The following is a 25,299-nucleotide window of genomic DNA, read 5'->3' on the forward strand; positions in this document are numbered from 1 at the left end:
TTATTTCTCCGCCAACAGGCCTTCAATTTCATCTAATAGGCCTGACACCAGTTTTTCTTTGGTGCGGATCTGCTTAAGAATATCGCTTGGCGCTAAGTACTCGGCATCTTTTTGTTTGGCTGGATTTTTAGCAGAGAGGTCATAGTCTTCTGCGAGTTTGCTGGCTGATACCGTCCAGGAGCGATCCGTAGTTTCGCGGCTGCTATACAGCTCAACAAACTCTTTTAAGTGGTCATCGGTAATAGGCTTGTTTTTGGTGAGCTTTTGCTCCGGCTCACATTCGTAGTACCACACATCGCTGGTGCCGCCGCTGCGCTCAAAAAACAGCACATTGGTTTTTACGCCCGAATATGGCAAAAATACCCCAGCGGGTAGGCTTAAAATGGTGTGTAGGTTAAAATTTTCCAGCAGTTCTTGTTTGACCTGTTTAAACGCACTGTTGGTTTGGAACAGCACGCCTTCTGGCACGACGATGGCAGCTTTGCCGCCACTTTTCAGGGTTTTCATAAAGTGTTGTAAAAACAGCAACTCGGTGGCATTCGCTTTAATGGGAAAATTCTGTTGAATCTGGTCTTTCTCTTTGCCGCCAAATGGTGGGTTAGCGAGAATAATGTCGTAACGGTCTTTTTCCTGAATATCACGGATATTTTGAGTAAGGGTATTACCACGAAACAAGTTGGGCGATTCGATGCCATGCAAAATCATGTTCATCATGCCCATCACATAAGCCAGCGAAGTTTTTTCAAAACCAAAGAAGGTATCGCGCTGGATAAAGTCCCATTGCTCAGTAGAAAGAGCACTCTTTTTGGCTTTTAAGTGGTCAAAGGCTTCGACTAGGAATCCGCATGAGCCAGCCGCTGCATCGTAAATGGTTTGCCCGGCTTGTGGGTCAATGGCTTTAATCATGGCACGCACTACTGGACGCGGGGTGTAAAACTCACCCGCATAGCCACCGGCATCGCCCATGTTTTGCAATAAGCCTTCATAAACTAACGAGAGCTCAAACATTTCATCACTGGACTGGAAATTCAGCGTATCGATAATATCCAACACCTCACGCAAGGTATGGCCAGAAGCGACCTTGTTGTCTAAATACTGGAAGATGGCACCAATTTTATAGGCGAAGGATTTAGGGTCTGATCCCGTAACGGCGGCATTGGCAAAGCTTTTTAAGTAAGGGAATAGCTCGTTATTCACATAATCGGTTAAGTCATCGCCCGTGCGAACTTTGTTAATGTCTAGCTTGCCATCGAAGTTTTTCGGGCAGGCCCAATTTGACCAACGATGTTCTTCATCCAATACAGGATGATAGTCTTTACCTGACAGAACCGCTTCATCTTCTTTTTCAGACTCGTAATCATCTAAAAATTTTAAAAACAACACCCAAGAGGTTTGCTCGGTATAGTGCATGGCACCACTAATGCCATCGTCGCGGCGCAGTATGTCGGTAATTCGGTCAATCTTTTGTTGTAATGACATGGCTTATAGTTTTCCGATAATAAAATTGTACATATTGGTGATGTCTTCGCTGATTTCTCTGTAATCTACATGAGAAATATATTCTTGGAACATCTCTCTACTGAAGCCGTAAGGTTCTTCTTCAACCTCTTCTATAAATGGCGATAAGATACTTTTCACGAAATCGGAAGGCAGGGATGCTAGGTAATTGTTATACACTGGCTTGGTTTCGAAGGTGGTCTCTTTGCCTTTTTTTACTTCTTTAGTTTCGTTTAAAACTTGAAAGCCATTGTCACATTGTTTAAGTAAATAATCGCCATTTTTAAATTGTTGTAAGTGTGCTGATTCGGGGAGCTTGTGGTTGTTAAGTGCGGCCACACATGCTCCCAGTGCTGAATTTGACAGAAGGTAATGTTTAATCTCCCTTCTTCGCCAACTTAAAACATGAACTTTCAGCTTATTGCTTGTATTAATCTTGATGCCTTGAACTTTTAATGAGAACTCTTCAGTGCCTATACCATCAATTGGTAGATTATCTCTGTCACAAAGCAAAAATATCTCTGTTGTTTTAATGTCTAACCCTTCGCAAAACTTCATAAAGTTTTGAACCCAGTTTAATTTAGACTCGGCAAATTTGCAGTTATGTGTGTTCCAGCCTGAATTTACTTTTACAACAGCTACCTTATCAAATTTTTCATCAAAATGTTCATCAGGGAAACCAAAACTTTGCTTAGATTTCTTGTATAACTCTCGAAATATATACCAGTCATTTAAGTCATCAATAAGCACTATTTTCTTGTAATAAGTTAAAGCTCTAAATTCTGATTTTTTAATATTAGATAGCTGTGAAAGTCGCTTTATTAGCTCATTTGAATTTGAGGGTAAGTAAACTTTCCCCTTGTTTAAAATCCTAATATTCTCAACCCCTACACAGTATATTGAATCTAATAAATGCGTGGTTGATATAGAGTTCCCTTTTATTTGTTTGAGGCTGTCCCAGAATTTTTTTACATTTTCATAGTGCAGATGAGAGTCGGCTTCATCGAAAATGAATAATGTATCGTCACTATCAAATAGGTCGACAATGGCATACAAGAAAAGTAGCTGAAACTCGCCATCGCTTAAATCACCTAATTCAAGAGGCTGATCATCAGTCTTGCTTTTGAAGACTAATGATGATGCTTCTTTATCAAGAAAACTTGAATTGTTACAAGCTCTAATGAAGAATCCAATTTCAGGATCGAACCTGTTAATTGATTCTTCACCATCCTCCAACCTCTCAGTATCAAAAGATACGTCCAGCAAGTTTTCAGGATATATTTCAAATATATCTTTCTTAATAGGGACGTCAAAGTCATATTTATCGCGAATACAATTTTCAATGAAACTTTCCAAGGTTCTATGAAAAGCAGTTTGCCGAATTGTATCAATGTCCCCGCGAGCTTCTCTACTCAAAGCCTCGTCAACTTGCCTAACATATTGCGAATCTAATCTAAACGCTATTTTAAGTGTTGTCGTGTTGTCTAGCCCTTCAACTTCGTCTGCATAACCTGCTGAAATAAGAAACCCACGCACCTTGCCATCTTTCTTCAGAGCAGTAGCTAGAAATATCAGCAATTTAGACCATGACTTATCAAAATAAAAACATGAAAACTGCAAGTTATTTTCATTTGAGTTCGTTTTTTTTAAGTGACGCAAAAACTCGTTCGAGAACTTTTCATTTTGACCGGATGAAAAGCATACTATTTTCTTGTCGATGTATTTCTTTTGAGTTAACTTTTGGCTAAAAATTGAGTGCAATATGCTAGATTTTCCTGAACCATTCTCACCAATTAATGTTGTAACTTTACTCAAGCTTATTGTTTGAGGCTGCTGATGCAACGGGTTAGGTGCGAGTGTTAGTTCCATTTATTATTCGCCTTTTGTTTGTTCTTTTTTTAGCTGTGCAATTTGCTGCTTTTCGCGTTCCAACTCTTGGCGCAGTTCTTCTTCACTTGGCAAGATCAGGCGGTATCGGCTGGCAAACAGTTGTTCGCTGTCTTTTAGTACCGAGTAGCGCACTATGGATTCATCTTTATTGGTGCATAAAATAATACCGACCGTGGGGTTGTCGTCTGGGCCGCGTTTTAGGTCGTCGTACATGCGTACGTACATATCCATTTGGCCAATGTCCTGATGGTTTAACTCACCGGTTTTTAGCTCAAACAAGACAAAACATTTAAGCAGATAGTTGTAAAACACTAAGTCGATATAGAAATCTTTACTTTCGGTACTTACGCGTTGCTGGCGGGCTACAAAGGCAAAACCTTTACCTAGTTCTAATAAAAAGTCCTGTAACTTGTCCATCAGGGCTTGTTCTAAGTCGGCTTCTAATAGTTTTTCAATTCCGCCTATGCCTAAAAACTCAAGCATCATAGGGTCACGCACAAAACCTTTGGGTGCTAGTTGTTTGTTTTGTTCTATTAACTGTTGTTTGGCTTCGTCACTAACGGCTTGCTTATTTTGACTAACCAATAAACGTTCGTAGTAAAGCGTGCCTATTTGTCTATCGAGTGCGCGTGAGCTCCAGTTTTGCTCGGCAGCTTCGTTCATATACCACTGCCGTGCGCTGTCATCTTCTACTCGCAATAATCTGCGGTAATGTGTCCAGCTTAATTCGGGACGCAGTGCGTCTCGAATTGGAAAAGTTTGATAAAACAGGCGCATTTTACGTAAGTTGCTGGCATCAAACCCTTTGCCAAACTCAGCGGTAAGTTGCTCTGATAATTGCGTCAGCAATTTGCTGCCGTATTGGGCGCGGTTTTCACCTTGTTGTTCAAACTCAACAATGTGCTGCCCAATTTGCCAGTAAGTTTGCACCTGTATGGCATCTACAGCACGGTAGGCCTGATTTCTGGCTTGTTGAATAATGTCTTTTAGTTGGGTTATTAATGGGCTAATTGTCAGCATAATGTGCTCTTAAATTAGTTATACAATTGCTGCTGTAGCTGTTTAAAGGCGGCCAATAGGAGAACTGGCTTGCCACCAAATGCTGTTGAGGCATCTTTAATCGTACCTAAACCTGATAGCTCGATAAGTGCTGGTAAGCGCTCGCGTGATAATTCAGTACTGCCAGTTTGCTCATACCGGTTAAGCACAAAGTGCAAAAACTGCTGTGCCTTTTCGTGGCTGTATTGTTTAAAGAAGGCGCTGTTAGTACGAACTTGATCGGCGCGAGCTTTACGGGTTGCCATGGGCTGTTCAAAGGCTAAAAAAGCCAGCAGATCGAAAATATCGCACTCTTCTGCTTCAAACATGCGTCGTAGTGTGGCGAGTTGCTCTTTATCAAAACCTGCTTGTACAAGTTTACTGAGCAAGGTTTCGCGCTCGTCTGGGTCTGACCATATCTGCCTCAATTCCTCAACCGATTTAAACAACCCAGGTAATTGGGTGATCAAGCGCTCAACAAATTCTTGAACCGTGAGAGGTTTGCCGTTTTCATCAATATAACGGGTTTCTACATCAATGACTTTCAGTTCACGGTGTTTGCCTAGCTTTACTTTCAACCGAGGTTTTGGCTCGCCAGGTTCAGGCTCTGGGCCATCTGTTCCTCCGGGTGGCTCTGGTGTGTAAGGTGGCGGAGTTGGCTCTCCAGTACCACCTGGCTCTGGTTCTTCAGGTTCGCCATCCCAATCTTTGTCGTAAAACTTATTGGTTGCACCGCGAAAATCGACAATGGTGAAATAGTCTTTGCCATCAAAAACACGGGTTCCGCGACCGACTATTTGTTTAAACTCCACCATGGAGCCGACGGTTCTATCCAGCACTACGTTACGCACGTTACGGGCATCTACCCCAGTGGTTAACATTTGCGATGAGGTAATAATGGTGGGGATATCTTTGTCGTTATCTTGAAATTTTTCCAGTAGTTCGCGGCCAACTTTACCTTCGTCACTGGTTACACGAACACAGTAATGCGGATCTTTCAGCTTTTTGTGTTTATTGATCATGTCACGCATGGTCAGTGCATGATTTTGGTTTTCGCAAAAGACGATGGTTTTTTCTAGTGGATTGATATTGTTCAAAATGGCTTTTGCGACCAGTTCGGTACGTTCATCTACGACGATTTTTTTGTCGTAATCTTCTACCTGATAGACGTCTTGCCCAGACTCGCCTTCGACCACCTGATCATCTTTAGTTAACACCAGCTCATCTAAATTGGTGCGCACCCGTTTGACACGATATGGCGTTAAGAAACCATCGTTAATACCATCTTTTAATGAGTATTCAAAAGCAGGCTTGCCAAAGTAGTCGTATGTATCCACGTTAGCTTTACGTTTTGGTGTTGCTGTTAAACCTACATGCACAGCACTGCCAAAATGATCGAGTATGGCTCGCCATGAACCCGTTTCATTGGCACTGCCACGGTGGCACTCATCAATCATTACTAGGTCAAAAAAATCACTTGGATAAGCTTTGTAATAACCCTCTATGTTTTCACGTTCAGCAATAGCTTGGTAAATAGCAAAAAATATGTGTGCGTTGGTTGGCACGACTCCACCACGCTTGCGTACCTCCTCACCGTTTATTTTGATGAGGTCTTTTTCATAGGGGTTGAAGGTGTTAATCGCTTGATCGGCCAATATATTGCGATCCGCTAAAAACAATATTCTTGGCCTACGTGTACCCGGAGATTCTTTGTTCCAACGGGACTGGAACAATTTGTGGACGATTTGAAAGGCAATAAAGGTTTTACCTGTGCCAGTCGCCAGCGTTAACAGCACGCGTGGCTTACCTTTACCAATGGCATCTGTTGCCGCATGTACCGCTAATTCTTGGTAATAACGCGGCTGCATTGCGCCTTCTAAATGAAAGGGCACATTGCGAAGTTGCTGACCTAGATCCGAATTAACTCCCGCGTAGCGGTTTTCAAGCTCTTGTGGTGTTGGATAAAACTCGATGTAGTCGCCTTTGCCGGTTTCTAAATCGAACTCATAGGTTTGTTTGCCGTTACTCGAATAAACAAAGCGCACGAGTAGCTTCTTGGCATAGTCGATGGCTTGTTGAAGGCCTTTGGTTGGGTGCTCAGATTCTTTTTTAGCTTCAACAACTGCAAGGTAACGATTGTCTTTATAGAGCAGATAATCGACAAAACAACGACGACCACGCACACCACCGGAAAGCTTACGGCCATCGGTAAAATAGTGTTCCCGAATAATATTGTTAGGCTGCCAATGTGCGGCTTTTAATGCTGGGTCGATATAGTTTGCTCTGGTATCGGCTTCAGACGACATATCATCACTCCTTGAGGCTTTTAGCTTTGGCTATCGCTTGGCATTTTTTCTAATATGTCGCTTAACGGACAGTTAAATAAATCACACAGCTTATCTAATGCTTCTAAATCTACTTTTTGAGCTGTTTCTTTGTATAGCAATGTAAGGGTGTTGCGACTCAGGCCAGTTTCCCGCATTACATCACTAATGCGCATTTTATGTTCACCCATTAATCGAGCTAGATGACAGCGGATCATGTTCTCTCCATACAATTACTATAGAAACAACTTTTTGAGTTATTTGTCATAAAGATAAGCCACTGTTTAGTCAGATCACTACCTTATCACGACTTAATTTATTCGCAACTAATTCGAGTTCAACTGAAATTTATATGGTGGGATATTTAAAACTTTAATGTCTAGTCAAGTGTCTAATTCTCGCTCAATGCTGTCTCTGAGTATGTGCACATTGTATGCGTATATTGCGCGAAAAAGGGCATCTAGTGCATTTAACATAACATCAATAACACATTACGATGCCCAATATTTAACTAAACAGGTTAGATCACTTCAATTCGAATATTGTCGATAAATGCATCTATTTGCCCACTGCCGGCTACAAAATAAAGCTCTAACCGGGCCAAGTGTTGATCCCAGTTTGCTTCATCAAAAATAACTTCAATTGTTTGCCAACGAGCCGGGTTAGATGCCGCGTTTGCGCTGTCGGTGTTCAACGTCAAACTTTTTTCAATTCTAGCATCCCATTCGTCTTTACCTGTACTATCATTGCGCGGCACCATTAAAAATTTGATAGGCAAAACTTGCTGCTCGCTCGCGTTAATTTTCACATCAAAACTTAACTTAAATTGCCGGTTTTGGTTTTCACCAAATATTTGTGGTGGCACACCCTTACCAAGTGCAATGCCATTGTGCTGGCTGTCGTCAGTTATTTGCAGGTGCAATCCAAAGGTACCCGCATTCGCCGCATTTTCACTGACAGTGATAAGGGTACTGTCAGCCGTTTGCCAATATTTTCCCCAAGGCGAAAACTGGCCACTTTCAAAACCGGAATTTAGATCTGCCAATAAATTTTTATCCGCTTGCGGTACCGTTAATGTAAAACTGGCGCTGAGCCCGTTGTGACTGGTCGCGGTAATCAGTGCGGTGCCTGCGTTAACCGCACTTAAAATGCCTTCGTTATCAACCACCACAACTGATTCGTCAGACGAGCTCCAGCTGACAGAAGGATAGGGGGCATACTCGGGTAAAACCTGGCTGCTGGCTTGAAACGTTTCCCCAAGCTTTAAAACTTGATTTTCGTTTACTTGAATATCTGTCACAACAACATTATCAATGTGATTATTGACTTCTAATATCATTGAACTGACCTTTCCACCCGTGTCAGAGAATGTGACACTAATCTGGTTGTTTTTGGCCAGTAACGCGTAGGGTATTGGGATATCGATGGCACCAAAAAATCCATCTTTACGATTCTTCTGATCATAACCGGCCCAATCGTCAGGCACAGTGACTGCACTGCCATTTACTGTGATAACGGGTTGTTTTGAACTTGAGTGAGCTCGGCCAATCCCCATACGCAAAAGCGCGGTCGATTTTTTCGGGTCTTTACCAGTTAATGCCACATTATCGATATTAAATACCAGTGCTTGATTTGCGGTTATTTTTTGCAGATGTTCCTTAGCATAGTAAGTTTTGCGTTGCAGCGTGTTATCAATAGCAAATGTTTTGTCTAAATCGAGTGTAAATTTAATGGTTTCACCAACAGCCAGTTGAACTGTTAATGCGCTATTACCTGTATCTAATGCACCTTGGAGAACCTCAGAAACAGATAAGTTTTCACTGGTATGCGTCGCTGCGCTGTCTACCGGCACAGTCAGCCGTTCAAGTTTAATTGAATCGAAATTATAGTTAGCCAGAGATTGAATATTCAATCGAATATTTTTAACTTCATCTTCTAGGTTATTAATAATCAGGTAAGCTTTGTCTTGATGCACATAAGCGGCCGTTTGCACATCTGGGTCGGGTGAAGATATCGATATTCTGTGGCCTTCAACGTCTTTCCAAAATGCATAAAAAAGGTGGTTGATATTAAGCAGGTAGTTATTTTCATCATTGGGGTTGATAAATTCCCACCTGTTACTGGTTGAATTGAGTTGAATTTTGTTTCTGTCTGGCCGCCACATAGAAGGCACATAAGGGTGGCCATTGCCTGCATTGGTATCTTGCCAGTACCATGTTGTGTATCCGGTAATAAATGGAATAGAGGTTAAAATACGATCTTCGCGCGCCAGTAGCTCCATTAAAATGTTATTGATAGAACGTATTGTTTGGCTGCTGACAATTTCATCGTACGCCCGCTCACCGGGTGCCCGATCAACTATATTGCCGTATTCGGTAATGGCATGCGGTTTTACCTTGTCCCATTTGTAGTGCGAGTAGGTTTCAATTAAATCTAAAATCGCTTGCGCGTTTGAGCCACTGCGGCGGATCTCGCTTTCATCATCAGGCACACTGTCGTCTATAATATTGATGCCATCGTACAAGTGTACTGAGAAGCCATCCATATGGTCGCCAGCCGTATCCATAAACATTTTTTGCCGACTTTGCCAGTGTGCAAAATATTCACCCGTATCAAAAGGCAATTCCATTGACGGCCAAGCAGCAGAATAGCCCACAACATTTAAGTTTTTAAGGGCGGGCCGGTTATCAATAGCCTGACCTATTTCTTTAAACCAATTGCTCATATGCTGTCGGGTTTCTGCGTCACTATTATTGTATTGAGCTTTGTATTCCCACGCGTGTACGAAAGGTTCATTCATCGGTTCATAAATCAGTGGACGTGATGCATCATCATAATAATATTCAAAATAATCAGCGGCCCAACGAGCACCTTCAATAGGATTATTACCCACACTCAGATTGTTTTTTGGGTGCGAAGTAATCACAGTTCGGTTCTGCGGGCCGGTTAATTTTGTCAGCGGATTCGCATGATAATGAGTAATATTGCTCGGCCCCTGCTGCATCGCAACTTGTGTTTGTGGGTACGTACTTTCACCGGCAATCTGTCTGGCTGCATCTATCGGAGACCAGAACTGACGCCCCTGACCCATTCTAAATTCATCAACATAGCGTTTTACAACGTCCTCTTCATATCCTTTGGTGAAGCTGTCATGCATATTAAAAAACTTATCACGCGCTAACGTACCCGAGTTTTCATAATATTGTTGGGTATCTAGCGCCGCTGATATTTCGACAACGTCTATATTCGAATCATCCATTGGTTTTTGAATGGTGATTTCTAACTTGCGTGCAACCTTTAGCTCACCATCTGAAAGGTAAAAACTAAATTTGATCTTTTGCGCCATGCCCGGATTTAACAAAGCAGCCAGTTCGGCTGGCGTAACCACAACACTGTCAGACGACAAAACGATGCCAACCGCCGGATTGTTGTTATCGGCAATAACATCGACAACCGTTAAATCATGGTTTTGTGCATCCTGCGCACCGGATAACAATGAAATGGTCTGTACGGGATCTTGAGTTGAAAACTGCAAGGTTAAATCACCATTGTGCGTAGGTGCAGTATTTTCTGCTGGCGTTTGTTCTGGTGCATTAGCAGCGCTATTTGTACTCCCACCGCAGGCTATTAGTTGCATCGCAACGCATATCGACAACAGTGGTTTTAATTTATAACTATTTTTCATGATGTGAATCCTTGAATGGCTTAAATTTCAAACCAAATTAAACAATTTAAAAATTAAATATAAATTAATAGTTTTACTTATAAATAAAATAATCGCATAATAATCATAAGATGTAAATTTTTTGTTTTATTTAAGTTTTTAAAATGACGCTGAACTTGCGTAAGAAGGTGAAGATTGAAAATGGTTAATACAATTTATCGAAAGCAAATAAGTGTATTGCTGATGACACTGGTCAGTTTTATGTTGACGGCATGCAGTGGTGGCGGCGTTGGCAGCGTTGGTAGTGTTGGAAGCACGGAGCACACTGCAAAAACGGCGACTCGAATCAACAATGCGATGACTCAAACACGCTCACATGATTTCAATTTTGATTGGAAGTTTAGCCAAGTCGCAACGCAAAACGCATTTTTACCCAACTATGATGACAGCCAGTGGAAACCGGTACGACTGCCACACGACTGGAGCATTGAAGCCGACTATACGCAGCAAAATACATCAGGCGCGACAGGCTATTTGCCTGCAGGTAAAGGCTGGTACAGAAAGTCGTTTAGCACTCCGCAAGCCGAGGTAGTACAAATTTTATTTGATGGCATTTATAACCATTCAAAAGTTTGGATTAATGGCCAATTATTAGGCTATCGCCCTTACGGATACGTACCATTTCATTATGATTTAACACCTTACTTATATCGCGACGGAAGACAGAATGTAGTGGCGGTTGAAGTTGATCGCAGCCGTTATGTCGATTCTCGCTGGTATACGGGCTCGGGTATTTACCGCAATGTAAAACTGATCACTGGCAGTGAAGTTCATATTCCGATTTGGGGTGATTATGTGACAACGCCTAAAATCACCGGCGAACAGGCTGTCGTAAACTTAAAAACCGAAATTAAAAACCGTAAAAACCTGCCACAAACGGTGAAAATTCTAAGCCAAATATATGGCCCCACAGGCAAATTAATCACCTCAAAATTATCAGACATTCACCTACAGGCCAATCAAACCGCAACAGCAGAAAGAAGTTTAACTGTGCTACACCCCCAACTTTGGGATATCGCCAAACCACACCTGTATACCGCTAAAACCGATATTTATGCAGGTGATAAATTATTAGACAGCATTAATACCCGCTTTGGTATTCGTTATTTTAAAAACGATGCAAACACCGGCTTTTATTTAAATGGACGCAATATCAAGATAAAAGGGGTTAATCTTCATCACGATGCCGGGCTGGTAGGGGCCGCCGTACCAAAAGGTGTATGGCAGCGCCGTTTATCAAAGTTAAAAGAAGCGGGCGTGAACGCAATTAGAACGGCTCATAATGCGCCATCAAAAACTTTTTTAGAACTCTGCGATGAGATGGGTTTTTTAGTACAAAACGAAATATTTGACGAATGGGATAACCCCAAAGACAAGCGCAAAAATTTTAACCAATCTGGCAATGCTGAACACGAAACTCAAAGTTACAGTCATTATTTTGAAAAATGGGCCGAAAGCGATCTAAAAGACACGATAAAACGAGACAGAAATCATGCCTCTATTTTTCAGTGGAGTATCGGTAATGAAATAGAATGGACTTACCCCAGATTAACCAATGCAACAGGTTATTGGGCAAAAGATAAACCGGAAGACTTAAATTATTACTGGTCGGCGCCTCCCAGAACGCCGGAGCAGATTAAACAAGCATTAAAAGCGCAACCTATAAAAGGTAAATCGCTGGCACAAACAGCGGCTAAATTAGCAAAATGGACCCGGGAAATGGATTTAACCCGCCCGGTCACTGCAAATTTAGTCACCCCTTCTTCAAGTCATGTCGAAGGCTACACAGAAGTACTCGATGTTATAGGTTACAGCTACCGCCAATCTGTATATGAATACGGGCACAATCATTACCCGAACAAAATGATTTTAGGCACGGAAAACTGGGTGCAATGGCATGAATGGCAGCACGTGTTAGAAAAAGACTACATACCGGGTATTTTCGTTTGGACGGGCATCGATTATTTAGGTGAAGCAAGTGGAAAGTGGCCAAGAAAAGGTACAAATTCAGGCATGTTAGATTTTGCCGCATTTGAAAAGCCTAGTTTTCATATGATGAAAACACTGTGGAATGATGAACCGCATATTTATTTAACGACAAAACCCATGAAAGAATCGGCTTATAAATTAGAAAACGGGCAGGTTGTTGAAAAAGTCAAAGGCAGTTGGAAAAAAGGCAAGTGGTATTGGCGTGAGGTTAACAACCACTGGAATTATCAAAATAATCAACTGATTTCAGTAGAGGCCTATACCAATTTTGATGCAATAGAGCTGAGTTTAAACGGTCAAAGTTTGGGAAAACAAACATTAGCAGACAATCCAGATCGCATTTTAAAGTGGGCGGTTCCGTATTTAGCCGGGACTTTAACGGCAACCGCTTGGAAAAATGGGAAGCGCTACAGCCGTCAATTAAAAACCGCGTCCCAACCCGCATCCATTCAGTTAACGACAGACAAAACAGAATTAAACGCAGATGGTTATCAAGTCGCCCACATAACGGCGCAATTGTTTGATAAAAACAACAACCCAGTCAAACACCAAGACACAATAATTCAATTTAAAATACCAGAAACATTGCGTTTGCTGGGGGTCGATAATGGTGCCAGCAATAACATCCAGCGCCATTTAAGCACACAGATAAAAACCCATAATGGCCGCGCTTTATTGATTGTGCAAAGCAAGTTCAAAAAAGGCGAAACGACCGTTACAGCACTGAGTGACAGAATCCAGTCTGACGCCATAACGCTTTCACTTAGATAAGTGAAAGCGTTGTTTTCTATGTAAAAAAAGGGCACTATGGCGACTAAACAAGCCAAGTTAAAAGTTAACAATATGACAAAAAATAGAATAAATACCGTAGCGGGTTACCTGTGGTTGGTTTCAGCGATTTTATTGTTGTCCGCTTGTAGCAATACACAGTTAAACAAAGCGTGGCAACCGCTATTAACAAACGACTTAACCAATTGGGAAGTTTGGATAGGGGTTCCGCATTCAAGTGTAAAAGGTTTGCCAGAAGGCACCTTGCAACAAGATCACATTAGCCAGCACGGTGCTCCGAATGATGCGATAGGGTTAAACCAAGACATAAAAAACGTCTTTCAGCTTAAACAAAATAACGGAACGCCCGAACTGCACGTTTCTGGTGAAATTTATGGCGGCTTATCTACCAAAGCCCATTACGAAAACTATCACTTATCGTTAAAAATGCGCTGGGGGGATAAAAAATGGGCGCCACGCCTGAATAAATTAAGAGACAGTGGTTTATTGTTTCATTGCCGCGGTGAGCATGGCGCATTTTGGCGCGTGTGGAAATTGTGTCAAGAATACCAAATTCAAGAAACTGACTTAGGTGATTACATCCCATTAGGTAACCACAACAAAAGAGTGACTGGCAAAATACGTTACCGAATGCCGGAGCAGGGCGATCGCCCCATATATGATGCAAACGGCAAACTAGGTACAGTCGGTTATGCCAGTGCCTCTCCAGAAGTAGATAACCCCCACGGTGAATGGAATACACTTGAGTTATTTGCGTTTGCAGATAAAGCGGTCTTTGTTGCGAATGGCAAAGTGGTTATGGTGGTGCAAGATTTAAAAGATGAAAACAATCAACCTCTGACATCAGGTCAATTACAATTGCAATCGGAAGGCGCTGAGCTTGTATACAAGGATATAAAAATAAGATCGATGACAAAAATGCCTGAACGCTTTGCAACTTACTTTAATTAGCGCTGGATAAAAAGTGTTTCAGGTGCCTGATGTTTTCAGATAGTGAAGCTTTATTCCGCTTTTTAGTGATGCCCGTCATTTCAACACAGATTATCTTTTCAGTGATGATCTATTTTGTTTTGGTACGCAAACAAATCAGCCGAGAATATCAATATTATGTGATATTTCTCGGTTGCTTAGCGTATTTTTTATTTGGCCGTTCATTACAACATTTTTCCGAACCGGACATCTCACAAGGGCTGTTATATAGCCGCGTATTTTTATTGTTCGCAATTGGTATGCCCGCTTTGGTTATCGGTGCCAGTTTGCACGCCGGATTTCGTAAAAACGCATATTTGTTGCTCCCTCCTTGTTTGGCCGGTCTCCTGCTAGGCGCGGGATATGTCTATTTTATGGCTGTTTTTCGCGGAAATTTAGAAGCATTCGAATGGTTAAGTATTATTCCGGCAAACCAATATCTAACCACTGCTCATCAATTGCAAACTTTGGCCGGCTTTATTTTACTGGTGCTCCCTTGTAGTTTGCTGCTGTTACGCAGTTTATACATTGGCCATAAATCCAACTTAAATTTATTTCTCGCGGGCGCTTTAAGCTTTGCGTTGCTGTTTTTCTTAGGCAGTGCCAATGTTATCGACTATGGGTTTTATTATACAGGCTCTGTATTTTGTGCTTTGTGCTGGGCTTATGCGGTATTTCAAAATATTCGCAGTATCAAAGGCAAAGCTGCGCTGTTAAAAGACGAGCTGTTCTATCAAATCAAAACAGGTTCGAGCGCAAAAAACACAGCGGCCAAAAATCAGGAAATAGCTCAATTGCTTTCTCGTCTTGAAAAAACCTCTGAGGGCGATTTAGAACTTTATAAAATGCGCGTGCGAGATATTTTAAATCGACTGACCGATTCAACCATAGAAGCAGGCGGCGACTCTGCAAGCTTGCTGTCGCGCCACAAACAACAAAATAATGCGATTGATGAAAGCCAAAATATTCATGATGTTAGCCAACTAGTGGCAAAAGAAGCGGCACAATTTTCAAATTTAATTGCGGATATGCCAATCAAACGTAATTTGGCACAAATTGAACAAGCAAAAGATTATATGTTGCATCATTGTCAGGACAATCTAGATATCGACACCATAGCGAAACAGGTTGGTTTAAGCAAAGGCCATCTGATGCGGATTTTTAAAGAACACGTCGGGCAAACCGTCAATCAGTATTTGGCACAAATACGAATCGAAAAATCCAAACATTTATTAAAACAATTATCAGTGACAGAAACCGCCTTCGCCGCTGGTTTTAACAACTCAAACTACTTTAATACGGTCTTTAAAAAACAAGTTGGCTGTACACCGGGCCAATACAAAAGCACACTACAACCACCATCAAGCGAAAACTAAGTGATTGATATTTATTAAAATTAACATCATGTTGTTATTTTAAAGTAGATTGGTTGATATTTTAGAGGTGCAGGCCAACCGCCTTGGGTAAGCTTTTTATAATCTTACCGATAAAAGGCATCTACGCATGATACAAAAGATTTGTATTTCACTCTGTTTTATTTCGGCTTTGCTGAATTTTTGCCAAGCGCACGAAGATATTTCACATGCCAAACACTATCAATTTAACAGCTCTGATAACTGGTCTTTATTGGCGGATGGTAGTCGTAAAATAGGCAATTCTCACGGTGGCATTGACGTCGCCGCCAACGGTGATGTTTACGTGAGCGTAATAGGGCCCAAAGGCGGAATTCAGGTTTACAATCCGCAGGGTGAATTTTTGCGCAATGTGCCAAATGCACCCAATGATATCCACGGTTTTATCATCCAGTCGGATAAAAGCGGTGAAGAGTTTATCTACGGTGCTGAAATGTCTGGCCACAAGATATTTAAAATGCGATTAAATGGTGAACGAATTTTAAATATTGATGCCTTGATACAAATCCCCAAAAAATATCACAAAAAAGCGGTTGCTAACGCACGCGGTTGGACTCCACCACCGATACGTTTAACCGCTACTGCGGTCAATAACGCGGGCGATCTGTTTGTTGTTGACGGTTATGGTTTAGATTACATTCATCAATTTTCAGCTAACGGAAAATACCTTAAAACCTTTGGTGGCCGGCAAGCCCCGTGGCAATTTAACAACTGCCATAAGATTTATATCGACCCAAGATATCAACCTAACCGCATCATTTGCGCAGACCGAGCCAACCATAGGTTAGTGCATTTAAAATTAACGGGTGAATTTATCGCAGAGTATGCCGCTAACTTGCGCCGGCTGAGTGCAATTGACTTTTACCACGATTTTGCAGCCGTTGCTGAAATATCGGGCCGTGTCACTATTTTAGATAAACAAGGTAAGGTCGTGCGCCATATTGGCACCAATGACAACCGGGCTGAAACCGATAAAAACAAAACGCCTCCGGAAAAATGGCGAGCCGGTGTATTTACCGCGCCGCACGGCATTAGTTTTGACCAAAACGGCAATCTATATATCACTGAATATAACAAGTGGGGTCGCATTTTACGCTTTGAACTTAGCGACATGGAGTAATCTAATGCAGCCACTACGCTTTATTTTATTACCCTTCATCTGTGCTTTAATGCAGGCATGTCAGCCTGCAACGTCAAACAAAGAAAAACCAGAAATCAGTTTTAACCGAGATATCCGACCAATCTTAACTGAACACTGCACGGGCTGTCATGGTGGAGTCAGCAAACAAGCAGGGGTGTCTTTTGTCTATCAAAAAGAGGCGTATGGGCGGGGGCATTCGGGCCGTTTGACCATTAAACCGGGCGACCCGGCTGGTTCAGAACTGATTGCGCGTATTGAAACTCAGGATGAAAACCTGAGAATGCCATACAATGCGCCCCCTCTAGCGAAAGAGAAAATTGCCAAGTTGCGTCAATGGATCCGTGAAGGCGCAAAATGGGAAACACACTGGGCCTTTAAAGCACCACAAAAACCACCATTGCCGCTTGCAGTGGCACAGCAGCTCAATCCAATTGATCAGTTTGTTCAACAACGGTTAAAGTCCAATGCATTCAGTATCAGTCCACGCGCCGATAAATACCGGCAATTAAGACGACTCAGTTTAGATTTAACCGGACTACCGCCCAGCTTGGACGAAATCAGGCAGTTTATTCACGACAATTCTGACGATGCATACGAAAAACAAGTTGACCGATTATTGGCATCTGAGCAATTTGGTGAGCGCTGGGCAGCCATGTGGCTAGATTTAGCAAGATATGCAGACAGCCAAGGATACACCCGGGATGAATACCGAGCCAGTTGGCCGTATCGCGATTGGGTGATCAAAGCATTTAATCAAAACATGCCCTATAACGACTTTATCACCAAACAACTTGCCGGCGATTTGCTTGATGATAAATCCGTAGATGATCTAATAGCGACTAGCTTTCACCGTCAAACCCCAATCAATAGCGAAGGTGGCACAGACGATGAAGAATTTAGAGTGATTGCGGTGATGGACAGAGTCGCAACAAGCTGGCGGGCAATTAACGGTATCACAATGGAATGTGTGCAATGTCATTCGCACCCGTACGATCCGATAGAGCATGATGAATACTATAAATCTTACGCTTTTTTCAACACCAGTTTAGATGCAGATTATCGCAGCGATGCCCCGCACCTAATGCTCCCGAAAGAGACACAGTTGCGACAAACAGCATTTGAACTGCAAATGAAAATGCAAACAATCAGAGACACAACCATTAACACGACCCACCAGCTCAGCAAACAAACTGGTGACTGGTTAAAACTGGCAATTGTTTCAGCCAGTCATGATCAAAAAACAGCGCTGGAAGACCTTATTGCCAAGACGGAACAACAGATTAAAAATTTAGACCCGCAGAAACAAAAACCACGATTGAATCATGCAAAGTACGCACTCAAACGATATCAGCAAACCCTGCAATCTTTGCTTGAAAATCAATACAAACCAGAAAAACTGCACATTAAAAACGATGAATTACATCATACGGATGACTTTGCACAAAAAACACAAATTAGCTTAGACTCAGAAAAAGTGCCACCTGATCAGGTAATCGGCGCTATCACGGCTATCAAGTTAACAGCACTACCCGTTAACGCGCAGAAAGCCATACATACACCTGAATTTGCAGTTTCGATAGACGATATCGAAATTTATAAACATCATGCAAATGGCACTTTGGAAAAACTCCAGATCAAAGATTATTTTACTTTGCACGGTGAAGCGCTAGACGAGCAGCTTAAACGTCTGGCCAAAAATGCCAATATAGATGCGGCAGGCGGGCTCTTTAGCCACCGTCTTTTTGCGCCACTTTCAACGGTCGCCGTACTGCACACACCGCTTAGGTTAAAGCCAGACGACAATCTAAAAATCGTATTAAAACAATATCAGCTTAGAAATTTAAACGAAGGTATGCCATCTGAATTGCAACGCTTTAAAGTTGAAATAACAGCAGATGAAATCTGGCATCACTATGCGGACAGTGAAGAGCGTACCAACCTGATTGCAGAGTATCAAACACTCAGCCAAAAGCTTGCTGACATCAGCAGCATAGCGCTGCCAGTTATGCTTGAACAAGATCCGTACAATCAACGGGGAACCGCTTTATTTTCGCGAGGTAATTTTTTAGCTAAACAAGGTCCATTATTAAAACCGCACACACCTGCGTTATTACCGCCAATGCCTGTGCAATCAAAAGCAAACCGCCTCACCTTAGCCAAATGGTTTTTTAGAGACGATCAACCACTGACTGCCAGAGTCGCGGTCAATCATTTTTGGCAGCAGTTATTTGGTCGGGGTTTAGTAGATACAATCGGTGATTTTGGCAGTGCCGGCGAATTACCTTCGCACCCAAAATTACTTGACTGGCTGGCCGTTACATTTCAGCAAGATTATCAGTGGGATATAAAAAAATTACTCAAACTTATGGTCATGAGTGAAACCTATCGACAAACATCCGCTAGCCATGCCGAACAAGCCAATCTCGATCCGCAAAACCGCTTGTTATCTCGAGCCAATACAAGGCGTTTAAGTGCCGAAATGGTGCGCGATCAAGCGCTGTTTGTCAGTGGGTTGTTAACCCAAAAGTTAGCTGGCGAACCTGTTATGCCGCCACAACCGCAAGGGATCTGGGGACGAAAAGGACGCATTATCAGAGACTGGCAAGAAGCACAGGGCGAAAACCGTTACCGCAGAGCCATTTATACATTTATTAAACGCGCTTATATCTATCCGAGCTTTTTAACGTTTGACATGGAAACGCGGGAAATTAGCCATGGTAAAAGAATCCAAACCAACACCCCTTTACAAGCACTGGTAACTTTAAATGATCCGGTTTATGTGGAGGCCAGTGAAGCGCTAGGCAAATTAATTGCGCAAGATTATGTCTCAAGCAATCAGCTGGATGAAGCGCTTAAAAACGCATTTTTACGCGTTACCTCACAACCGCCCACGTCACAAGCGCTGACTCAACTAAAACAAACCTTTGCAAACATACAAAGCGAGTCAGATCAGCAAACAGCGTTTAATCAAATCAGTGCATTGCTTTTAAATCTAGATGCCGCGCTAACGAGGTAAATGATGAAAGATTTTTTATATCAACAATTGCAGCAGCAAACCAGACGTGAATTTTTACAGGGTAGTGGACGTTTGTTAAGCAGTGCTTTTTTAGCCTCAGCGGCACCGGCAGCACTGTTAGCCGGCGAACATAAGTTAGACTTTAGCCGCCCGATGAGCCAGCCGCTTGCACCTTTACCACCACAGTATCCAAGCAAAGTAAAACGTGTCATTTATATGCATATGGCGGGCGCACCCAGTCAACTGGAGTTGTTTGACTACAAACCCGAATTGGCTAAATACGATGGCAAACTCTGCCCAGATGCCTTTTTAGAAGGTAAACGATTTGCCTTTATTTCCGGCAGACCCAGTTTATTGGGGCCACAGTATTCATTTAAACAACATGGTGACAGTGGCGCTTGGATTTCAGATCGGCTGCCGCATTTACACAAACACGCTGACGAACTGTGTTTTATAAAATCGATGCACACAGATCAATTTAATCATGCGCCAGCTCAGATACTGGCACATACAGGCCATGCATTATCCGGTCATCCGTCTATCGGCGCATGGACTACTTATGGCTTGGGGAGCATGAATCAAAATTTACCCGGTTATATGGTATTAGTTTCCGGTAGTCGAGATCCGGATGGTGGAAAACAACTGTGGGGTTCAGGTTTTTTGCCCAGTGCCTATCAAGGTGTACGCTGCCGTTCGCAAGGCGATCCAATATTATATTTAAGCAACCCAGAAAATGTTTCACGATCAATGAGAAGACTGGTGCTGGATGGCTTAAAACAAATGAATCAACAGCAATATCAAACAGAAGGTGACCCGGAAACCTTAACCCGGATTGCCCAATATGAAATGGCATATCGGATGCAGCTAGAGGCTTCAGATGCATTTGCCATCGAGCAAGAGTCGGCAAAAACACTCGCTGCTTATGGCGCGCAACCGGGTCAACCCAGTTTTGCCAACAATTGTTTATTGGCGCGGCGGTTGGCGGAAAAAGATGTACGTTTTATTCAACTATTCGATTATGGCTGGGACTCACACGGCAGTAACAAAAATGAAGCGCTCGATCACGGCTTTGTTGATAAGTGCCGTCAAATAGACCAGCCAATATCCGCTTTATTGGATGATTTAAAAGCAAGAGGATTATTCGAAGATACACTGGTTATTTGGGGGGAGAGTTTGGCCGCACACCGATGCAGGAAAACCGAGGGGGTGTAAACAACGTTTTCGCAGGCCGGGATCACCATCCCAATGCTTATACCATGTGGATGGCAGGTGCTGGTGTTAAGGCGGGTTACACGCATGGAGAAACCGATGATATGGGTTACGAGATAGTTAAAGACCCGGTCAGTATTCACGATTTTCATGCCACGCTACTGTATTTACTGGGTTTTAATCATCACGATTTAAATTACCGCTATCAAGGGCTTAATCAAAAGCTGACAGGGGTAAATGAAGCTCATATTATCTCTGAGCTACTGGCATAAGGGGAGTGGATATGACCCGCAAAAGATATTTTACAATTGTCGCCTTCCTATCGCTGCTTTTGTTGAGTGTCATCATCAGCCAACAACCCGCTGGGCTGCAATGGACAAAAGAAACCTTGTTTGGTCAGGCAAAACTACAAGCAACACCAGATTCATTTTATCAACACAGAGTAGACGAAATTTTTGTACGCTATTGTGTAGATTGTCACAATGAAAACAAAGCCAAAGGTAAACTGCGGCTGGATAGCTTCAGACAAGCTGTATTTGGTGGTCGTAGTGGTGATGTTTTAGGCAAAAATAGCACAACCAGCCTATTGTTAGCACGCATGCAATTACCGGCAGATAATCGATTAGCTATGCCGCCTCTAGGCCGTAAACGCCAAACTAAAGATGAGCTGAAAGTTATTCAGATGTGGCTGGATAAAGGCGCTTCTGGTTCGTTAACCCGTGCGGCCTTTGCGACCGCGCCGGAAAAACAAAAAATCATAGAATTAAACCCCTATCAGCCCGAGCAGATCGCAAAAAAGCGCGCGCCATTTGCAAAACAGGTTGCTAAATTACAGAAAAAATATCCTTTAAACGTTCAGTATTTGGCGCGAACCTCTCATTTAATTGAGATAACACATATCTCCTCTGCGCCTGCGATGACCGACCAATCATTTACCGAGTTGGATCGGGTTTTACCTGTTGTCGCGCGTTTGAATTTGCGCAATGCTCCGGTAACCGATCAGTCTTTACCGTATATATTAAACATGCGATCACTTACTTACATCAATATATCAGGCACCGCGTTAAGTGCACCATCAATCCAACAACTCATCCATTTACCCATGCTTAAACGCATTTTAGTCAGCGAAAGATTGTTACAAGAATTAGACCTGCAAAAATTTCAGCAAGCCGGGATTATTTTAGAGAGCGTATATTATGAAAACAGTTAAAGTCTGGGATTTTTGGATCAGGGCATTTCATTGGTTGTTATTGGCCGGTTTCACCGGTGCTTGGCTGACCATTGAGTATGGTTGGATGCAAGCTCATGCTGTCATTGGCTATTGCTTGTCGGTATTATTAATTTTCCGTGTTTTATGGGGCTTTTGGGGTTCAACAACTGCTCATTTTACTGCGTTTTTATGTTCGCCCATAACGGCATTAAAATATCTGAAAAACTCGCTGCAGCTCAAAGCACCCGCTCACGCAGGACACAACCCGGCAGGCGGCTGGATGGTGGTATGCATGTTAGCTTTGTTGTTTTGGCAAATCATCAGCGGTTTATTGGCCAATAACGATTTAGGTTTCAGCGGACCATTTGCTGACTTCATCAACAAAACATTATCCGACCAACTCACCCAATGGCATGGATGGAATTTTTACATCATTTTAAGCGCAGTTTGGTTGCATCTGGTTGCTGTCTTTTTTTACCAACTGGTAAAACGAGAAAAGTTAGTACAGGCAATGTTTAGTGGTAAAAAACCAAATATTCAAGCGCCAAACTGGCAATCCCTGAACTTTAAATCGAACATCCGCGCAATCTCACTACTTGTGTTTTCAGCGTTAATTGTTTGTATTATCGTTTTTTTGTAGGTGCGGTAAATTCACTAAAAACAACACCCCAAAATAGTTGACAATAAACTTAACACAACCTACCTTTTATTGATGACAATAGTGTCATAGCCATTATTTAATCTCATAAAATAATGGTCCGTAAAACTCGCCTATAAATAAGGAAATAAAATGTTAAACAAACCCACAAAGTTAATCTCTTTTCTCACTCTTTGTGCAGTATCTAGCTTTGCCTTTGCAGGTAGTCAAACTTATAGCGTAACGGCATACCCCAATGAAAATAAGACGAGCTACCCAGAGTTAACAATCCCGGCAGGAGAAACAGTTACAATTACCGTTATTACAAGTTGTAGCAAGCCGGGTGGTAATAATCAAAATGATATATGTTTTGCAAATGGTTGGGCCGGAGGTAATCAGGCAGGGGTAACTGGATACGATGTTAGAACAGTTGATTATACTGACAAAACTAATACACAGGTACAGACGTTTACCAGTGACGGATCTACTTTTTATATGGGTGTTGAAGCCTATACCAACGATTCATACGGCTCTGGTTTAATTGCAGAAACCACAGTAATCGTAAATTGGTAATAGGCATTATCGATTAAGACCATTAAAAACAGCGATGTGATCAGACAGCAATAAGTCTAATGTCCCGAGTCAGAGATTGCATCGCTCTTTAATGCGGGTTTGTTATATAGATTTAAACTTAGCAGCGAGCTCTTTTCTACGCCTCATTACTGCAACCACTTCGTCATTAACTTCAAATGCATATTGTTAAAAGATGTTAGAAAGGGGTATGATTGAGTACAATTTATTGTAGTCAATATTATGAATATATGAATCAAAATCAGTACAAAAAGCAAATATTGATAGTAGGCGGTGGTACTGCGGGTTGGATGGCCGCGAGTCTTTTACAGCATCACTTGAGTTCACAGGGCTTTAACATTGCTTTGCTTGAATCGGATAACATTGCTACCGTTGGCGTTGGCGAGGGTTCAACACCTTATATTAAGCAGTTCTTTCAGACATTAGGTATTGATGAGAAAGAGTGGATGTCTAAGTGTGATGCTACTTTTAAAAGTGGAATTACTTTTAAAGATTGGTCAACCCGTAAAGGATTCACGCAATATTTTCATCCTTTTACGAGCTCTATTGATCCAGAAAGCTATGACATTTTTCGGCAAGTTACTCATTTGCGACATAAAAATTTTCGAGTAGAGTCACATCCTGATCAATATTTTTTACAATCTGAGCTTATTCGGCAAAGACGACTGCCAATATCCACTCAACCAAGTCATGTTAACTCCATTTATGCTTATCACTTTAATGCTGGAAAGTTAGGTGAATATTTAAAAAAACGAGCAATTAAACTAGGTGTACAGCATTTGATTGACGATGTGATTGACGTTAATTTGAGTTTAAGTGGTGATATCGCCTCAATAATGACGGCATCTGGTAGAGAGCTAAAGGCTGATATATTTATAGATTGTACTGGATTCAAAAGCTTACTTATTGAAAAAGCGCTAAAGGTTCCATTTACCTCCTTTAAGGATAATTTATTTAATGATGCCGCCGTAACGGTAGCAAGTGAAGCTAAAAATAGTTACAGCCCGCAAACAATATCTACCGCAATGACTGCCGGCTGGCGTTGGGATATCCCATTAACCTCAAGAACAGGTAATGGATACGTTTATAGCTCTGATTTTATAAATGCAGAGCAGGCTGAGCAAGAGTTAAAACAAGCCATCAATTTAACAAATGCCAATGTTGAAGTTAGACATATTAAAATGAAAGTAGGGCGTTTAGATAAGCACTGGCATAAAAACTGTGTGGCTATTGGTTTATCCCAAGGATTTATAGAGCCTTTAGAAGCCACCGCCTTACATATAGTACAGTTGTCTATCGAGCAATTTATTGAGCAATATAAACAGGGAAGTTTTACAAACAAACATCAAGATTTTTACAATCACGGAGTTAATCATATGTTTGAACATATTCGTGATTATATTGTGTTGCATTACCTAACTAACAGTCGAAATGATTCTGCTTATTGGCGAGCATGCCGTCATGACATAAAACTTTCTGATCGTTTACAAGCGGCGATGGAAGTCTGGTGCAGCGGTGGCGACCTAGACCAAGAATTACATAGACAGCAAGTCACTCAATATTATTCTTCTATGTCTTGGTATGTGTTATTAGCCGGGATGGGAATATTTCCAAATATTAATTCATCGACAGCACAAGTTCATGAGCAAGCTGATCGTGAGCTTAATAATATACGTACTAGATTAAAATCCTACGCAAACTTTTTTCCTTTTAGTCGTTAACCCCAACAAGGGTTAACTTGCGTATTTTTTTTGAGCTTTTTTCAATATCGCTTTGTGATCCGGCAACTTGTTCACTTCACTTTTTTACGTGGTTTAATTGAATTGAGCACGTCAAATCCGGTACAAAAGTAAAAGGCCTTGT

General features: G+C 41.9%; 15 protein-coding genes and 1 pseudogene. 10 read left to right on the forward strand and 6 right to left on the reverse strand.

Annotated elements, in window-relative coordinates; genetic code table 11:
• From FNT16_RS18915 to FNT16_RS18940, 6 genes are all read right to left on the reverse strand, one after another.
• Positions 1–1,479, reverse strand: a complete 1,479-nt coding sequence (locus FNT16_RS18915; protein ID WP_143873452.1) for a type I restriction-modification system subunit M — start codon at positions 1,477–1,479, stop codon at positions 1–3.
• A gap of 3 nt (positions 1,480–1,482) precedes the next feature.
• The gene (locus FNT16_RS18920) at positions 1,483–3,366 is read right to left on the reverse strand and encodes an AAA family ATPase (protein ID WP_143873453.1); all 1,884 of its coding nucleotides are present in this window, start codon (positions 3,364–3,366) and stop codon (positions 1,483–1,485) included.
• A 3-nt stretch (positions 3,367–3,369) separates the two neighbouring features.
• Positions 3,370–4,407 (reverse strand): PDDEXK nuclease domain-containing protein, encoded by a 1,038-nt coding sequence (locus FNT16_RS18925; RefSeq protein ID WP_143873455.1) that lies wholly within the window; start codon positions 4,405–4,407, stop codon positions 3,370–3,372.
• Between the two features lie 14 nt (positions 4,408–4,421).
• Positions 4,422–6,731, reverse strand: a complete 2,310-nt coding sequence (gene hsdR, locus FNT16_RS18930; RefSeq protein WP_143873457.1) for an EcoAI/FtnUII family type I restriction enzme subunit R — start codon at positions 6,729–6,731, stop codon at positions 4,422–4,424.
• 20 nt (positions 6,732–6,751) lie between these two features.
• The gene (locus tag FNT16_RS18935; protein WP_143873459.1) at positions 6,752–6,967 is read right to left on the reverse strand and encodes a helix-turn-helix domain-containing protein; all 216 of its coding nucleotides are present in this window, start codon (positions 6,965–6,967) and stop codon (positions 6,752–6,754) included.
• 302 nt (positions 6,968–7,269) lie between these two features.
• Positions 7,270–10,434 carry an Ig-like domain-containing protein gene (locus tag FNT16_RS18940; protein ID WP_143873461.1) on the reverse strand — a complete coding sequence of 1,055 codons (3,165 nt, stop codon included), beginning with the start codon at positions 10,432–10,434 and terminating at the stop codon, positions 7,270–7,272.
• 180 nt (positions 10,435–10,614) lie between these two features.
• Here FNT16_RS18940 and FNT16_RS18945 point away from each other — a divergent pair, with 180 nt between their 5' ends.
• The 10 genes and pseudogenes from FNT16_RS18945 to FNT16_RS18990 all read left to right on the forward strand — a co-directional run bounded on the left by FNT16_RS18945 (position 10,615) and on the right by FNT16_RS18990 (position 25,157).
• Positions 10,615–13,233, forward strand: coding sequence for a glycoside hydrolase family 2 protein (locus FNT16_RS18945; RefSeq protein ID WP_143873463.1), 2,619 nt, complete (start codon positions 10,615–10,617; stop codon positions 13,231–13,233).
• Positions 13,234–13,269: 36 nt separating this feature from the next.
• Positions 13,270–14,202 (forward strand): 3-keto-disaccharide hydrolase, encoded by a 933-nt coding sequence (locus tag FNT16_RS18950; protein ID WP_246072588.1) that lies wholly within the window; start codon positions 13,270–13,272, stop codon positions 14,200–14,202.
• Between the two features lie 29 nt (positions 14,203–14,231).
• On the forward strand, positions 14,232–15,596 hold the full coding sequence (locus tag FNT16_RS18955) for a helix-turn-helix domain-containing protein (protein WP_246072590.1): 1,365 nt from the start codon (positions 14,232–14,234) through the stop codon (positions 15,594–15,596).
• 127 nt (positions 15,597–15,723) lie between these two features.
• Positions 15,724–16,752 carry an NHL repeat-containing protein gene (locus FNT16_RS18960; RefSeq protein ID WP_185976812.1) on the forward strand — a complete coding sequence of 343 codons (1,029 nt, stop codon included), beginning with the start codon at positions 15,724–15,726 and terminating at the stop codon, positions 16,750–16,752.
• 4 nt (positions 16,753–16,756) lie between these two features.
• Positions 16,757–19,789 carry a PSD1 and planctomycete cytochrome C domain-containing protein gene (locus FNT16_RS18965; RefSeq protein ID WP_143873465.1) on the forward strand — a complete coding sequence of 1,011 codons (3,033 nt, stop codon included), beginning with the start codon at positions 16,757–16,759 and terminating at the stop codon, positions 19,787–19,789.
• Positions 19,790–20,011: 222 nt separating this feature from the next.
• Positions 20,012–21,270: pseudogene (locus FNT16_RS18970) on the forward strand (DUF1501 domain-containing protein).
• Positions 21,271–21,281: 11 nt separating this feature from the next.
• Positions 21,282–22,208 (forward strand): c-type cytochrome domain-containing protein, encoded by a 927-nt coding sequence (locus tag FNT16_RS18975; protein ID WP_143873467.1) that lies wholly within the window; start codon positions 21,282–21,284, stop codon positions 22,206–22,208.
• Entirely contained in the window at positions 22,195–22,848 is a 654-nt protein-coding gene (locus FNT16_RS18980) for a cytochrome b/b6 domain-containing protein (RefSeq protein ID WP_143873469.1), read from the forward strand. Before FNT16_RS18975 ends, FNT16_RS18980 begins: the two co-directional genes overlap by 14 nt.
• Positions 22,849–22,998: 150 nt before the next feature.
• Positions 22,999–23,418, forward strand: a complete 420-nt coding sequence (locus tag FNT16_RS18985) for a hypothetical protein (RefSeq protein WP_143873472.1) — start codon at positions 22,999–23,001, stop codon at positions 23,416–23,418.
• Positions 23,419–23,630: 212 nt separating this feature from the next.
• Positions 23,631–25,157, forward strand: a complete 1,527-nt coding sequence (locus tag FNT16_RS18990) for a tryptophan halogenase family protein (RefSeq protein WP_143873474.1) — start codon at positions 23,631–23,633, stop codon at positions 25,155–25,157.
• Positions 25,158–25,299 lie beyond the last annotated feature (142 nt).

Origin of the sequence: Catenovulum sediminis (assembly GCF_007289895.1) — a bacterium.
Classification (GTDB): domain Bacteria; phylum Pseudomonadota; class Gammaproteobacteria; order Enterobacterales; family Alteromonadaceae; genus Catenovulum; species Catenovulum sediminis.